13 protein-coding genes are annotated in these 15,652 nt (G+C 62.7%); 5 read left to right on the top strand and 8 right to left on the bottom strand.

Going from position 1 to position 15,652, the window contains the following annotated elements; genetic code table 11:
* Position 1: 1 nt before the first annotated feature.
* The 4 genes from BG60_RS15360 to BG60_RS15345 all read right to left on the bottom strand — a co-directional run bounded on the left by BG60_RS15360 (position 2) and on the right by BG60_RS15345 (position 6,846).
* Complete coding sequence (locus tag BG60_RS15360) at positions 2 to 1,501, bottom strand: efflux transporter outer membrane subunit (protein WP_033537058.1); 1,500 nt, start codon at positions 1,499 to 1,501, stop codon at positions 2 to 4.
* A gap of 5 nt (positions 1,502 to 1,506) precedes the next feature.
* Positions 1,507 to 4,707 (bottom strand): efflux RND transporter permease subunit, encoded by a 3,201-nt coding sequence (locus BG60_RS15355; protein WP_008353078.1) that lies wholly within the window; start codon positions 4,705 to 4,707, stop codon positions 1,507 to 1,509.
* Positions 4,708 to 4,738: 31 nt separating this feature from the next.
* A complete protein-coding gene (locus BG60_RS15350; protein WP_008353077.1) occupies positions 4,739 to 5,935 on the bottom strand; it encodes an efflux RND transporter periplasmic adaptor subunit in 1,197 nt (398 codons plus the stop codon).
* A gap of 92 nt (positions 5,936 to 6,027) precedes the next feature.
* Complete coding sequence (locus BG60_RS15345) at positions 6,028 to 6,846, bottom strand: alpha/beta hydrolase (RefSeq protein WP_008353075.1); 819 nt, start codon at positions 6,844 to 6,846, stop codon at positions 6,028 to 6,030.
* Positions 6,847 to 7,063: 217 nt separating this feature from the next.
* Between BG60_RS15345 and BG60_RS15340 the strand changes: the two genes are divergently transcribed.
* The 4 genes from BG60_RS15340 to BG60_RS39015 all read left to right on the top strand — a co-directional run bounded on the left by BG60_RS15340 (position 7,064) and on the right by BG60_RS39015 (position 9,386).
* Entirely contained in the window at positions 7,064 to 8,074 is a 1,011-nt protein-coding gene (locus tag BG60_RS15340) for a LysR family transcriptional regulator (protein WP_008353073.1), read from the top strand.
* 38 nt (positions 8,075 to 8,112) lie between these two features.
* The gene (locus BG60_RS15335) at positions 8,113 to 8,643 is read left to right on the top strand and encodes a GNAT family N-acetyltransferase (protein ID WP_008353072.1); all 531 of its coding nucleotides are present in this window, start codon (positions 8,113 to 8,115) and stop codon (positions 8,641 to 8,643) included.
* A gap of 188 nt (positions 8,644 to 8,831) precedes the next feature.
* Complete coding sequence (locus BG60_RS15330; RefSeq protein WP_008353071.1) at positions 8,832 to 9,203, top strand: DUF4148 domain-containing protein; 372 nt, start codon at positions 8,832 to 8,834, stop codon at positions 9,201 to 9,203.
* A gap of 33 nt (positions 9,204 to 9,236) precedes the next feature.
* A complete protein-coding gene (locus BG60_RS39015) occupies positions 9,237 to 9,386 on the top strand; it encodes a hypothetical protein (protein WP_167561850.1) in 150 nt (49 codons plus the stop codon).
* A 45-nt stretch (positions 9,387 to 9,431) separates the two neighbouring features.
* Here the strand turns inward: BG60_RS39015 and BG60_RS15320 are convergent, their stop codons facing one another.
* On the bottom strand, positions 9,432 to 11,954 hold the full coding sequence (locus tag BG60_RS15320) for an adenosylcobalamin-dependent ribonucleoside-diphosphate reductase (RefSeq protein ID WP_008353069.1): 2,523 nt from the start codon (positions 11,952 to 11,954) through the stop codon (positions 9,432 to 9,434).
* Positions 11,955 to 12,123: 169 nt separating this feature from the next.
* Between BG60_RS15320 and mobB the strand changes: the two genes are divergently transcribed.
* Positions 12,124 to 12,648, top strand: a complete 525-nt coding sequence (gene mobB, locus BG60_RS15315) for a molybdopterin-guanine dinucleotide biosynthesis protein B (protein WP_008353068.1) — start codon at positions 12,124 to 12,126, stop codon at positions 12,646 to 12,648.
* Here mobB and BG60_RS15310 read toward each other — a convergent pair.
* The 3 genes from BG60_RS15310 to BG60_RS15300 form a co-directional block, all read right to left on the bottom strand.
* Positions 12,645 to 12,845, bottom strand: coding sequence for a DUF2783 domain-containing protein (locus BG60_RS15310; protein ID WP_033537076.1), 201 nt, complete (start codon positions 12,843 to 12,845; stop codon positions 12,645 to 12,647). The genes mobB and BG60_RS15310 overlap by 4 nt on opposite strands.
* Positions 12,846 to 12,853: 8 nt before the next feature.
* Positions 12,854 to 14,533, bottom strand: coding sequence for an FAD-dependent oxidoreductase (locus BG60_RS15305; RefSeq protein ID WP_008353066.1), 1,680 nt, complete (start codon positions 14,531 to 14,533; stop codon positions 12,854 to 12,856).
* A gap of 288 nt (positions 14,534 to 14,821) precedes the next feature.
* Entirely contained in the window at positions 14,822 to 15,604 is a 783-nt protein-coding gene (locus BG60_RS15300) for an IclR family transcriptional regulator (protein ID WP_008353065.1), read from the bottom strand.
* Positions 15,605 to 15,652 lie beyond the last annotated feature (48 nt).

Here is a 15,652-nt window from a genome sequence, read left to right as displayed (position 1 = left end):
GCTACTTCTGCGCGAGACTCGGCTCGGGCACCGGCGTGGGCTTCGCATCGCCCCAGCCGCCGCCCAGTGCGCGGATCAAATTCACCGTCGATACCGCCTGCGTGCCCCGCAACTGCACCGAGGCGCGCTGCGTCTGCAATACGGTGCGCTCCGCATCGATCACGTCGAGGTAATTCACCGCGCCTTCGGTGTACTGCGTGCGCGACAACTGCGCGGCACGCACCGACGCCTTCACTGCATCGTCCTGCGTCGCGGTCTGATCTTCGAGGATGCGCAGATCCGACAGATTGTCCTCGACCTCGCGGAACGCAACGAGCACCTGCTGACGATAGTTCGCCGAATCCTCTTCATATATCGCGCGCGCATTCGCGAGATTGCCCTTGCGACGGCCGCCATCGAAGATCGGGATATTCAGCGCCGTACCCGCGAACGGCCCGAGCAGGAATGTGCGGCTCGACCACTTGAAGAGATCGCCGAGCGTCGCGGATTCGAAGCCGCCCGAGCCCGTCAACGTGAGCGACGGGAAGAACGCCGCCTTCGCCACGCCGATACGCGCATTGGCCGCAGCCATCGCGCGTTCCGCCGCCGCGACATCGGGACGACGTTCGAGCAGCGCCGAAGGCAAACCGGGCGGCACGCGCACCGTTACCGGCTTGAGCGGATTCGCGGCCATCGTGAATTCGGCGGGCGACTTGCCGAGCAATACCGCGAGACTATGTTCCGATGCCGCGCGCAGACGTTGCACCGTCATCGCATCCGAACGCGCTGTCGCGAGCTCGGATTTCGCGCGGGCCACGTCGAGTTCGCTGATATCGCCTTCGGTGTAGCGGCGTTGCACGAGCTTCAACGCTTCCTCGCGTAGCTGCACGGTGCGCGTGAAGACATCGCTTTCCGCATCGAGCTCGCGCAGATTGAAGTAGTTCTGCGCGACGTCAGCCTGCAATGCCAACTGCACCGAACGGAACAACGCCTCGCTTTGCTGCGTGTCCGCGTTCGCGGCTTGCACCGAGTTCGACACGCGGCCGAACAGATCGACTTCATACGACACGCTCGCCTGCGCGCGCCACAGCGTTTGCGCAGGCACGTTGCCATCGGCGGGCAGGAACTGCGATGCCGGCGAGAACTTCTCGCGCGTCGGGCCGAAGCCCGCATCGAGCGTCGGGAACAAGCCCGCCCGCGCCGTCTGGTTGATCGCGCGCGCTTCCTTCACGCGCGCGGCCGCCGCCTTCAGGTTCTGGTTCGCGTCCTGCGCCTGCTTTTCCAGATCGTTGAGCGTGGCGTCGTCGAAGATCGTCCACCATTCGCCGCGCATCATCTCTTCGGACGGCTGCGCGGTCTTCCACGTACCCGCTTCCGATGCATCGAGCGTCTTTTGCGGCGTTTCCTTGTAGGCGGACGGCGCATTGACGTCGGGCTTCTCGTAGGTCGGCGCGAGCGAGCAGCCCGCGACCAGCAACAACGACGCCATCAGACTCGATAAAACATGCAGCTTATTCATCATTCACCTCACTGCGCTTCGACCGAAGCACCAATACCGCGCATCTGCGGATGCGTGCCGTGCTTGTCCGTTACGTGCTCGGTGCGCGAGAGCTTGCGCAGGATCACGTAGAACACCGGCGTCAGCATCAGGCCGAAGAGCGTCACGCCCAACATGCCGAAGAACACCGCCACGCCCATTGCATGACGCATTTCCGAACCCGCGCCCGTCGACAGCACGAGCGGCACCACACCCATGATGAACGCGATGGACGTCATCAGAATCGGGCGCAAACGCAGGCGGCTCGCTTCTATCGCGGCCTGCACGATCGTGCGGCCTTGCATCTCCAGTTCGCGTGCGAACTCGACGATCAGAATCGCGTTCTTCGCCGACAAGCCCACGAGCACCATCAAACCGATCTGCGTGAAGATGTTGTTGTCGCCATCGGTGAGCCATACGCCGACCAGCGCGGACAAAATACTCATCGGCACGATCAGAATGACCGCGAGCGGCAGCGTCAGGCTTTCATACAACGCGGCGAGCACGAGGAACACGAGCAGCACGCTGATCGGGAAGACCCACAGCGCAGCGTTGCCCGCGAGGATCTGCTGATACGTGAGATCGGTCCATTCGAACTTGATCCCGCGCGGCAGCACTTCGGCCGCGATGCGTTCCGCCGCCGCCTGCGCCTGGCCCGATGAATAGCCGGGCGCAGGACCGCCGTTGATATCGGCGGCGGTATAGCCGTTGTAGCGCACGACCATCTCCGGACCATACGTCGGCGTCACCTTCACGAGCGACGACAAGGGCACCATGTCGCCATTCGCGTTACGCGTCTTCAGCAAGCCGATGTCTTCCGGATTCGCGCGGAACGGCGCATCCGCCTGCACGCGCACCTGATACACGCGTCCGAAGCGATTGAAGTCGTTCACGTAGAGCGAGCCGAGATACACCTGCATCGTGTCGAAGACGTCCGTCACCGAGACGCCCAGCTGCTTCGCCTTCACGCGATCCAGATCGACGTTCAATTGCGGCACGTTGATCTGATAGCTCGAGAACGTCGGTCCAAGCTCGGGCGTTTGCGATGCGCGCTTGATGAACGCCTGGGTCGCATCGGCGAGTGCCGCATAGCCGAGCGCGCCGCGATCCTCGAGCTGCATCTTGAAGCCGCCGAGCGTGCCGAGACCGAGCACCGGCGGCGGCGGGAACACGGCGATGAACGAGCCCTTGATGCCCGCGTACTTCTGATTCAGCGCGCCGGCAATCGCGCCTGCGGACAGCGCCTTGTCATGCACGCGCTCCTTGAAGGGCTTCAGCGTGACGAACACGATGCCCGCGCTCGACGAGTTCGTGAAGCCATTCACCGACAAGCCCGGAAACTCCACCGCGCTTTCCACGCCCGGCTGCTTCAGCGCGATATCCGACATCTGACGGATCACGCCTTCCGTGCGATCGAGCGATGCGCCGTTCGGCAACTGCGCGAAGCTGATGAGGTACTCCTTGTCCTGTGCGGGCACGAAGCCGCCCGGCACGATCTTGCCCATCAGCACCGCGCCGCCGAGCAGAACGGCATACACGACCATCATCAATGCCTTGCGGTTGATGACGCTCTTCACGCCCTTGCCGTACGCATCCGAACCGCGATGAAAGACCTTGTTGAAGCCGCGGAAGAAGCCGCCGAACACGCGGTCCATGCCTCGCGTGAGCCAGTCCTTCGGCTCGTCGTGGCCTTTCAGCAGCAGCGCGGCGAGCGCCGGCGACAGCGTCAGCGAGTTGAAGGCCGAGATCACCGTCGAGATGGCGATGGTCATCGCGAACTGCTTGTAGAACTGGCCCGTGAGACCCGACATGAACGCGAGCGGCACGAACACGGCAACGAGCGTCAATGCAATCGCGATGATCGGCCCGCTCACTTCGCGCATCGCCTGATACGTCGCTTCTCTCGCCGATAACCCCGCTTCGATGTTGCGCTCGACGTTCTCGACGACCACGATCGCATCGTCGACGACGATACCGATCGCAAGCACCATCCCGAACAATGACAACGCGTTGATCGAGAATCCGAATGCAAGCAGCAGCGAGAATGTGCCGACGATCGACACCGGCACCGCGAGCAGCGGGATGATCGACGCGCGCCACGTTTGCAGGAACACGATCACGACGAGCACCACCAGCGCGATCGCTTCAGCGAGCGTATGAATCACGGCTTCGATACTGGAGCGCACGAACTGTGTCGGGTCATAGACGATCTCGTATTCGAGACCCGCGGGCATGTCCGCCTTCAGTTCCTTCATCGTCTTGCGGACTTCGTCGGAAATCTGCAGCGAGTTCGCGCCCGGTTGCTGATTGATTGCGATTGCAACTGCCGACTTGTTGTCGAGCAACGAACGCAGACCATATTCCGATGCAGCCAGCTCGACGCGCGCGACATCGGAGAGATGCGTGACCGCGCCATCGGGCGACGTCTTCAGCACGATGTCGCGAAACTCCGACTCGTTCTGCAAGCGGCCGCGCGCATTCACGTTCAGTTGCAGCGGCACGTTCGGCAGCGTCGGCGATCCGCCGATCACGCCCGCCGCGACCTGCACGTTCTGCTCGCGGATCGCGTTGACGACATCGGTCGCGGTCATGCCGCGCTGCGCGACCTTTTGCGGATCGAGCCACACGCGCATCGAGTAATCGCCCGAGCCCCACAGCTGCACTTCGCCCACGCCCGCGATGCGTTCGAGCCGGTCCTTCACGTTGATCAGCGCGTAATTGCGCAGATACGTCATGTCGTAACGGCCGTTGGGCGAATTGAGGTGAACGACCATCGTCAGCGTCGGCGACGATTTGATCGTCGTCACGCCGAGACGCTGCACGTCCTGCGGCAGACGCGGCAATGCCTGGTTCACGCGGTTCTGCACGAGCTGCGTGTTCTTGTCCGGATCGGTGCCGAGCTTGAACGTTACGGTCGTCGTGAGATTGCCGTCGCTGTTCGCTTGCGACTGCATGTAGAGCATGTCCTCGACGCCGTTGATCTGCTCTTCGAGCGGCGAGGCCACGGTCTCCGCGATCACCTTCGGGTTTGCGCCGGGGTACTGCGCATGCACGACGACCGAAGGCGGCACGACTTCCGGATATTCGGAGATCGGCAGCTTGAACATCGCGATGACGCCCGCCAGCAGCACGACCACCGATAGCACGCCCGCAAAGATCGGGCGATCGATGAAAAATTTGGATATGTTCATGACGAGTTCTGTCTGTTGCGGATGACGCGCATCACTGTGCGGATGCCGTCTTCACGGCGGGCGCTTTGTCGTCGTCATTCATCGCGACGTTGTTGGCCTTGATCACATCGTTGGGACGCACGCGCTGCAGGCCGTTGACGACGATGCGCTCGCCCGGCTGCAAACCCTTCGAGATCACGCGCAGGCCTTCATGCGTCTGACCCAGCGTGACTTCGCGATACTGCACGCGGTTGTCCTTGTCGACGACCATCACGTACTTCTTGTCCTGATCGGTGCCGATCGCTTCGTCTTCCACGAGCACGGCCGGATGCGGCGAGCCGCCGCCGACCTTCACGCGTGCATAGAGCCCGGGCACGAGCGTGCCGTCGGGATTGTTGAAGCGCGCACGCACGCGGATGGTGCCGGACGTCGTATCGAGCCGGTTATCGACGGAATCGACGACGCCATCGCGCGAATAGCCATCTTCGTTCGCGAGACCGAGCGACACCGGCACCGTGCTGCCCGCATCGCGGCCGAGATAGCGCAGATACGTTTGTTCATCGACATCGAAGGATGCGTAGATCGGCGATACGGAAACAAGCGTCGTGAGCAAAGGCGCATTCGCCCCCGTCGACACGATGTTGCCCACAGTAAGTTCCGCGCGCGACACGCGGCCCGACACCGGCGCGACGATATGCGTGTACGCGAGATTGATCTTCGCGGCTTCGAGCGCAGCCTGCGCGGCCTTCAGGTTGGCGACGGCCTCGCGCGCAGCGTTCTGTTTCTCGTCGTAGTCGCGCTTGGCGATCGCGTTGTCGGCGAGCAGGCGTTCGGCGCGCGCTGCATCCGTCGACGTATAACCATTGCGCGCCTGCGCCGCCGCGAGCTGCGCCTGAGCGCGGTCCACTTCGGCTTCGTAAGGACGCGGATCGATCGTAAAGAGCGCATCGCCCTTCTTCACGAGCTGGCCGTCCTTGAAATGCACCGCGACGATCGTGCCGGGAACGAGCGGACGAATGTCGACGTGATCGACCGCTTCGAGCCTGCCCGAATAGCTTTGCCAGTCGGTGATGGTCTTCGACACGACCGCTGCGACGTCCACTTCCGTTGCAGTCGGGCTGTGCGCGGCGGCTTTGGCTTCGTTGATCGCCGAATCGCCGTGGCCGCGCAAGGCGGTATAACCGCCCGCGCCGGCGACGATCAGCACCGCGCCTAGCGCGGCGTAGATGCGTTTGCGAGTGAATGACATGGTGAAGGCTCCGGTTAGCGTTGAGATTGTTGTTGTGTGATGCGTGGCTGGCGTGCCGAATCTTGCGGTTATCTTTCGCGCTTACTTCGCGCTTACTTCGCGCGTGCGAGGCGCTTCCTGAAGAACGCGACGACATCCGCGAGCGCTTCGGGATGCGCGGCGAGCGCCTGATGCGAGGTCTTGCAATGACGCGTGACTTCGGTCGGCACACCCGCTGCGATCAATTCGCCCGCGTATTTCTCGGCCTCGATATGCAGCAGATCGTGCTCGGCGCTCGCGATCATCGCGGGCGGCAATCCGCCGAGACGTCGCGATTCGAGCGGCGCGGCGTACGGATGCAGACGTTGCGACGGATTCGGCAGATACGCGCGATACCACTGCGCGCATTCGCATGCTTCGAAATCGGGGCACAGCACTTTGCGTTCGTCGGCGAGGCGCGTCATGCTCGGGTCGAGCAACGGCGCGAGCAGCGCTTGCGCGGACATGCGAATATCGCCGCGATCGCGCGCGATGGCCGCGACGCAGGTCGCGAGATTGCCGCCCGCGTCATGGCCCACGACGCCGATGCGCTGCGGGTCCGCGCGCTGCGAACGCGCATGCGCGACGGCCCATTGCGCGGCGCGATAGCCGTCTTCGGGCGCGGCGGGAAACGGAAACTTCGGCGCGAGCGAATAGCCGACAGACACGACCCACGCGGGCGTATCGCGCGCGATCGTCGCTGCTGCGATATCCGCGTCGTCGAGTCCGCCGCGAATGAATCCGCCGCCGTGGAAGTAAAGAACGATGGGCAGGATCGTGCCGTCCGATGCGGGACGATAGCTGCGCAGCGTGATCGGCTGCGCGTGTCCCGTGATGTGCACATCTTCGATGCACAAGCGCGGACTCGACTCCAGATCCAACAGTGTTGCCATGGTTATTCTCGGTGCGAGGCCCATGCTGCAAGGCCTTCACGCATAAGTTGCGATGCTGCGAATTCTGGAGGCCGCGCCTTTTTTAATAAATGCCTATAATCCGGCAACACAATTCGGTCGCACCGAACAATCGTGGTTATCCCTCGCGATTGTTCTTCCGTCATTCTTTAGCGCGCGCTTAAATAGTTGCATCGCTAAGTAAAGAAGGTGAGAGAACATGGATCGGCTTCAGGCAATGCAGGTCTTCACTCGCGTCGTCGACACCAACAGCTTTTCCCGCGCAGCGGACACGCTCAATCTGCCGCGCGCCTCGGTCACGACGATCATCCAGAATCTGGAAGCGCATCTGAACGTGCGGCTGCTTCAGCGCACGACGCGCAGGCTCAATCTCACGCCGGACGGCGCAGCGTATTACGAGCGCTGCGTACGCATCCTCGCGGACATCGAAGAAGCGGAAGGCTCGTTTTCGAACAACGGGAAAGGCCCGCACGGCAAGTTGCGCGTGGACATGCCCGGCGCGATCGGGCGGCTCATCGTGATGCCGCAGCTATGCGATTTCCACACGCGCTATCCGGAAGTCGAACTGATGATGGGCTTCGGCGACAAGCCGGTCGATCTGATTCAGGAAGGCGTCGATTGCGTGATTCGCGTGGGCACGCTGCAGGATTCGAGTCTCGTCGCGCGCCGCATCGGCGTGTTTCAGGGCGTGACGGTGGCCGCGCCCCAATATCTGGAACGCAACGGCACGCCGAAAACCATCGACGATTTGCAGAATCACACGGCGGTGAATTATTTTTCGAGCCGCACGGGCCGCATCATGGACATGGATTTCGTCGTCGACGATGAAACCATCGAAGTGAAGATGCGCGGCATGATCGCGGTGAACGACGCCGAAGCGTATTTGAGCTGCGGCCTGAAGGGCGTCGGCATCATCCAGGTGCCGCGCTTCATGGCGCTGCCGCATCTGCGCGCGGGCGAGCTCATCGAAGTGCTGCCGCAATGGAATCCGCTGCCGATGCCTATTTCCGCGGTGTATCCGCATAACCGGCATCTGTCGCCGAAGGTGCGCGTGTTCGTCGACTGGGCCGCGGAGTTGTTCGAGCGCTGCCCGTTGCTGCAAGGTCAGAAGGATGCAGAGGAACGCTGCCTGCCGACGAGCACGCCGTCGCCGACCATCGTGCGGCATGGCACGCCGGAAGTCGCGGGCACCGAGGACATAGTTGCATAGCTAAGCATCTGCCGAGAGGCGGCCACGGAAAACAAATCATGAACAATGAGATTACCGTGCGCCGCCTCGGCGCGAATGAAGTCACGCGGTATATCGAAGCGCTGGCGGACGTGCTCATCGATTGCGTCGAAGGCGGTGCGTCGGTCAGTTTCATGTTGCCTATTTCGCGCGCGACCGCCGTCGAATTCTGGACGCGCGTCGCCAATGGCGTCGTGCGCAACGAACGCATCCTGCTCGTTGCAGAGAGCGCGGACGGGCATGTGCTCGGCACGGTGCAGGTCGTCATCGATCAGCCGGAAAATCAGCCGCATCGCGCCGATATCGCGAAGATGCTCGTCGCGCGCCGCGCGCGACGCCGTGGCATTGCACAGCATCTGATGAGCGCCGCCGACGATGCCGCGCGTGCAGCCGGCAAGTCCGTTCTCGTGCTCGATACCGTCACCGGCGGCGATGCAGAACGTCTCTACCAACGCGCCGGATGGCAGCGTGTCGGCGTCGTGCCGAACTACGCCTTGATGCCCGACGGCACGCTCTGCGGGACTACGTTCTTCCATAAGCAGCTTGCCTAGCGCGCCTGCAAACGCCCACGCATCAAGCCTCTGCGCGATTATTCGCCGAAATCGATAAATCTATTCGCTGATACGGCATTTATCCGCCGGTATCGCGCGGCTACATTCAATCCCAACGCAGCACGCTCAACGCCGAATGCAATCCGCATTTGCCCGCACGCTGCATCGGAATGAAAGGAGTCGCAAGCATGAAACAACTCATCACGGGGTTTTCTCTCGCAGCCATCTCCGCCGTCGTCACGACGACCGCTTTCGCGGAGAGCGGCCAGGGCATCGGCCACGCAGGCACGTATCAGGTTCAGACGCAAACTCAGGCCAATGCGAGCGATACGCCCAAGACACGAGCGCAAGTGCGTGCCGAACTCGCGGCCGCGTACTCGAACGGCTCGTTGCCGGCATTGAATCGCAACACGTATCCGGATCGCAGCATGTGGGGCGATGCCATCGCCGCGCAAAGCGATCAACGCGCACGCGATGCGGCGCAAGCGGAAGCGCGCAATCGCGGGATCGTCGAATACGCCAATGGCTCGGCGACGCAAGGCAACGTGATCGCGCGTTGATTGCGCGATCGGCAAAAGAATCAAGAGGTCATCATGTTCGAAAACACGTCGCTCGATCAGTTCTCGCTTCTCGACGAACTGCCAACGCTCACGCCGGTGTGGCATCCGTTCACGCAGCACAGCGCGCATGAACCGGGCGTTGCACAAGATACGAAGCAGGAGAGCACTGAACGCTCGCATTGAGCGTGACAGGAAGGCGCGGACGAATGCCCGCGCCTTTTTTTCAACTCAACCGCACGCGCCGATTTCGCCGCATGCCGTGCAGAAGTCGCAGCCGTCCTTGCGGATCACTGCATTGGCGCCGCATGTCGCACATTTACGGCCGTGCATCAGGGGCAGGCTATGTGGATCGATTTCGCCTTGCGCGGCACCTTCGGATATGTCATCGCGTTCATCGGCTACAGCTACCGGATGCGGCGCGCGATCGGCGCCCTTGCGCGCAAGCACGCGCGACGGTACCTGGTTGCCTTCTGCATCGAGAAAACCGCGTCGATGAAGAATCTGCTGGATCGCATACGCTAGCGCGGCCACTTCCGAATCGTGCCAGCGCGGACTGCGATGTCCGTCGAGCCTTTCGACATCGCCGAGACGCACTTGTCCGCGATCCCACGACACTTTACGCATGTCCTGAAGCGTGCGCGCCGCGAAGCCGCCGCGCGCGGCCAGCGAGATCGAACGCATCGTCGCCGTGATCCATTGCTGTGATTCGTCGCGCTGCCCGGTGGGAATGAAGAACTCGATGGGCCGTTCGATCGTCACGTCCTCGCCGCCGATGCGCCCCGTCACTTCGATGAACGACACCGCCAGATAGAGCGACTTCTTGCCCGCCTGCGTCAGATACTCGACCTTCTCGATGATCGCAGGCAGCTCTCCTTTGGGCCGATGATCGATCGCGATGCGCAACGGATCGAGATCGAGCTCGGGGTCCGGCGAATCGCTCGGCGTTTCGGCAGGCGCGACGGACAGCACCGCGCCCAGCGTCTCGTTGGGCCGATACGTTGCAAGCCCTTTCAAGCCGCGCCGCCACGCTTCGAAATAGAGATCCTGAAACTTGTCGAACGGATAATCGGCGGGCACATTGACGGTCTTCGAGATCGACGTATCGACGAAAGGCTGCACCGCCGCCATCATTTCCATGTGATCGTGCGCGGACATGTCCAGCGCGCTCACGAAGTAGTCGGGCAACGCATTCACATCGCCGCCCATCTCGCGATACAGCCGGTATGCGTGATCTTCGACAGCGAAGGTCTGACGCGAACCGTCGGCCATGCGCTTCGTGCGCTGATACGTCCACGAGAACGCGGGCTCGATGCCATTCGATGCGTTGTCCGCGAACGCGAGGCTCACGGTGCCTGTCGGCGCGATCGAAAGCAGATGGCTGTTGCGAATGCCGTGCTCGCGAATCGCGCGCTTGATGTCGTCCGGCAAGCGCGAGGCGAATGTGCCCTCTTGCAGATAATGCTTTGCATCGAAGAGCGGAAACTTGCCGCGCTCCTTCGCGAGCTCGACGGATGCGCGATATGCTTCGTCGCGCATCGTGCGTGCGACGCGCGTAGCGAAATCGCGGCCTTCCTGCGCGTCATAGCGCAAACCGAGCATCACGAGCGTATCGCCGAGGCCCGTAAAGCCCACGCCGATGCGCCGCTTCGCCGCCGCTTCGCGCGCCTGTTCTTCGAGCGGCCAGAGCGTGACGTCGAGCACGTCGTCGAGAAAACGCACTTGGGTGCGCGTCGTGTGCGCGAGGCCGTCCCAGTCGAACGACGGCGCGCCGCCACGCATCTGCGCAAACGGGTCGTGCACGAAGCGCGTGAGATTGAGCGGGCCGAGATTGCAGCAACCGTATGCGGGCAGCGGCTGCTCGCCGCATGGATTGGTCGCGCGGATCGACTCGATCGCGCGCAGGTTGTTGTCATCGTTCATGCGCGACATGAACACGACGCCCGGCTCCGCGACATCGTAGGTCGAGCGCATGATCGTGTTCCACACTTCGCGCGCCTGCACTTCGCGATAGACCCACAAGCCATCATCGCGCTGATGCATGTCCGCGGCTGCGCGTTGCGCGGGCGATGGCTCGGCCTTGTGCACGAGCTGCCACGACGCGTCGTCGGCGACGGCCTGCATGAACTCGTCCGTCACCGCGATCGATACGTTGAAATTGTTCCAGCGTCCTTTCGTGTGCTTCGCCGCGATGAATTCGAGCAGATCGGGATGCGTGCAGTCGAGAATGCCCATTTGCGCACCGCGCCGCGCGCCGGCGCTTTCGACCGTGCGGCACGATGCATCGAATACATCCATGTAGCTGCATGGGCCTGACGCCGCCGATCCGGTTGAATGCACGCGCGCGCCTCGCGGACGTATGGCGGAAAAGTTATAGCCGACGCCGCCGCCGCGACGCATCGTCTCGGCCGCTTGCAACAGCGCGACGTAGATGCCCGGCAAGCCGTTGCTATCGACGCCCTGTATCGCATCGCCGACCGGCTGCACGAAACAGTTGATGAGGGTCGCATCGATGCCCGCGCCCGCCGCGCTCATGATGCGCCCCGCGCCTAGCGCGCCGCGCTTGAAGTTATCGACGAACTCCGCTTCGATCTTCGCGCGCGTTTCTTCAGGGTCGGCCCGCGCGACACCGCGCGCCACGCGGCGATAAATATCGTCGACGCGAGTCTCGTCGCCCTTGGCGTATTTTTCGAGCATCACGTCGATGGAAAACTGCTGCGGTGCGATAGCGGTGCTGGGATTGTCTTCGGCCATGTCGGTTCCTTGAATCACTGAGGCGGCAGGCGTCGGGGTCGGAAACCCGCTATGCGCCGACGCGTTCCGCCGCAAAGGCAATGCCCGACGATAGCGCGATTTCTCCCCGCTCGCCATCGAGCCGTTAAACTCGCTTGATCGAAACCAGGACAATCAGCCGACCATTCGCATGAACTCGCGTCATCCGCCGCTCTTCGGCATCTCGGGCCGCTCGGGCCAAGGCAAGACCACGTTGATCGAAGCGCTTCTGCCGTGGCTGCGCGCACGCGGCGTCACCGTCAACGTCATCAAGCACAGTCATCATTCGATCGAGCTCGAACCGCCCGGCAAGGACAGTGCGCGCTTTCGTCGCGCGGGCGCGGGAGAAGTGTTGATCGCATCGCCGTACCGCTATGCGATCGTGCGCGAGTTGAATGGCGACGCAGAGCCGCCGCTGAGCGAACTGGCCGCGCGACTCAGTGACGCGGACCTCGTGATCGTCGAAGGATTCGCGCGCGAAACAATGCCGCGCCTCGAAGTCGTGCGGCCCTCGGCGGGCCGCGATCCGCTTTACAAGAGCGATGTGGAGATAGTTGCAATCGCAACCGATGATGCCGCCGCCCTCGATTCAAACTTGCCGAAGCTCGATCTGAACGACATCGCGAGCATCGGCGCGTTCATTTGCGAGCGCATGGGCATCGCGCTGAACGACTAGTTCGCGGCGAGGCCCTGACGCGCCATCGCGAGCGCTTCTTTCAACACTTCGTTATCGCCGATGTGATTCGCGAGCAGCAACACGAGCTTCGCGTTGAGCATGTGGCTGGCTTCGTCGGAGAGGCCGTTGTGCGTGTCGATGAGGCGCTCGTAGAACGCATCGTGATCGGCGATATTCAGTTCGAGATTGAGCTTCATACGATTCATCATCCGTTGCAGGTTGCACGCTTGACCGCAGCCGTCACCGATGCGGCATCGAAGGCACGCCAGCGCGCGCATACGTGCTGATCGGGACGCAGCAGATAGAACGTGCCGGGACGCGCGTCGAAGCGATGCGCGACCATGCCTTCCACATCTTCCACGACCGTCACGCCGGGCACGGTACACATCATGCCTCGAGGCACGACGACGAGCGCATGAACCGGAAGCCGCCCGTTCGACAAAGCAGCCAGGCTTTGCGCGCAGACTTCCGGGCCGTGTCCGAGCCCGCAGAAATAGATGCCCGTGAATGCGCTGCCGTGCGTCTGCGGCAACAGCCATGCGTCGCGGTCATCGACGCGCACGGGCGCATCGACGCACGGGGCGCCGGGAATCATCGCGCAATTGAAGGCGTCGCCTTCCTTGTCGGGCGTATTGAGTGTCGAGTCGCGCAGCACCGCGGGCACCGAGAGCCGTCCACTGTTCGCCATGCGTCTTGCGAACGCGCAGTCCCTCGCGAGATTGAGCGTCGCATCGCGAAAGAGCCTCGAAACGGCGCTCTTCGGCGTGATGAAGTCGGTGGCGCGCGTCGAGTTGAGGATGTTTTCGTCGGCGGCGTATTCGCGCTCGGATGCGTAGGTTTCGAGCAGCGTATGCGGCGCATCGCCGTTCACGACCAGCTTCAGTTTCCAAGCGAGATTGTCCGCATCCTGCACGCCGCTGTTCGCTCCGCGCGCACCGAACGGCGACACGCCATGCGCGGAATCGCCCGCGAAGATGATGCGTCCGTGCCTGAAGTCGTCCATACGCAAACAGGAGAACGTGTAGACGCTCACCCATTCGAGTTCGAATTCGGCGTCTTCGCCAAGCAACGCCTTCACGCGCGGAATCACACGCTCGGGCTCTTTTTCCGCGACCGGGTCCGCGTCCCAGCCGAGCTGAAAATCGATGCGCCATACATTGTCCGGCTGACGATGCAGCAGCACCGACTGATTGCGATGGAACGGCGGATCGAACCAGAACCAGCGTTCGGTCGGGAACGGCGCCTTCATCTTCACGTCGGCGATCAGGAAGCGGTCCTTGAACGTGCGGCCGTGGCTGTCCAGACCGAGAAGCTTGCGCATCGCGCTGCGAGAACCATCGGCGGCCACCACGTAGCGCGCCTTGAGCGGATACGCGCCATCCGGCGTTTCGACTTGCAGTTCGACGTGATCCTCGTGCTGCGTCACGCCGGTCACGTTGCTCTTCCAGCGCAGTTGCAATGGCTCCAGTTGCATCGCGCGTTCGGCGAGAAAGCCTTCGACGTAGTACTGCTGCAAGTTGATGAACGCGGGTCGCGAATGGCCGGTTTCCGGCAGAAGATTGAACGTGTAGACAAGCTCATCCTGCAGAAATACCTTGCCGACATTCCAGCTCACGCCCTTCTCGATCATCCTGTCGCCGCAGCCCAGACGATCGAAGATTTCCAGCGTGCGCTTGGCGAAGCAGATCGCGCGCGAGCCGCTCGACACGGTGTCGTCGTTATCGAGCAGCACGGTACGCACGCCCTGCTGCGCGAGATCGATGGCCGTGGCCAGTCCGACCGGACCTGCGCCGACTATCGCAACGGGATAAGGCGACGACGCGGGCGCATCGTGATCGGGCGCGCGTTCATATTCGAAGCGCAGAGAGGCGTAGTTCACGGACATTCGGTCGTCTCCATCGTCGAGTCGCTTTCGTCTGACAGGACTCGGTCGGCTCGGGCGCGAATCGCTTCGCTTTCGGTTAGTTGTTCATCATTGTACAAGCCGTTTTACATTGTTGAATTTAGGTTTACCCGAATGCCACGGACGAGCGCTTGCATCCGCTTACGGTTTCTTCAAGGTACGCCCGTTCACGGGAATGCGGCGTGCAAACGCAGCAAAGCCCATATGGACTTCAGAGGATGAAAAGTGAATGCCGGGGCACTGGCGCCCCGTTTGATCGCGCGACTTCGATCAGACTGCGACGAAGCCGAGCATCTTCGATACGCGCTGCGCGCACGCGTGCAGCGCCGTCGCGATGTCGCCGTTCCACGCGCCGTCGAACGATCCGCTCGGGCCGATCGCCGTGATCGCGAGCACGATATTGCGCGTGTGATCGAAGACCGGCGCGCTCATCGCGCTGATGCCCGCGACGGGCTCGTCGATCGCCCGCGCGATGCCGTGCTCGCGCACTTCGGCGAGCATCGCGTCGGTTTGCGCACGCGTGTAGTCGCGCCGTTGCGCGCCGACCTGCAACGCGCCCGCACGCTCGATGGCGACGAGCGCATCGACGGTCATCGGCGGCAGATAAGCCGCGAATGCGCGGCCCGTCGCCGTCTGCAGCAACGACATCACCGTGCCCGTACGCATCGTGACGTGGATGGGCACGCTCGCCTGCTGGATGTGAACGATGGTCGGTCCATAGCTGCCCGCAGTCGCGAGCGCGACCGTATGCTCGATGCGGGGCGTCACGTTCGCTACTTCCGCAATCGCGAGGCGCACCGGATCGACGCGCTGCAGACTGATCAGACCCATTTGCAGCGCGAACGGCCCGAGTTCATAGCGGCCCGTCGCGGGATCCTGCTGAATCAGGCCGAGATTGCCGTAAGACACGAGATAAGGATGCGCCTTCGCCGACGGCATGCCGGCTTTCTTCGCAAGATCGCCGAGCAGCATCGGGCCGCCGTGGTCCACGAGCGCGCGCAAAAGCGCTCCGCCTACTTCGATCGATTGAATCCCGCGGCGCACTGCGCTCATGCCTGACCTTGTGTTGTTGTCCACGATGCGCGCGATGATAACCGCACT

It is taken from the genome of Caballeronia zhejiangensis, from assembly GCF_000698575.1.
Lineage (GTDB): Bacteria > Pseudomonadota > Gammaproteobacteria > Burkholderiales > Burkholderiaceae > Caballeronia > Caballeronia zhejiangensis.
Note: the sequence above shows the minus strand (reverse complement) of the source record. Positions and strands in the feature narration are given on the sequence as shown.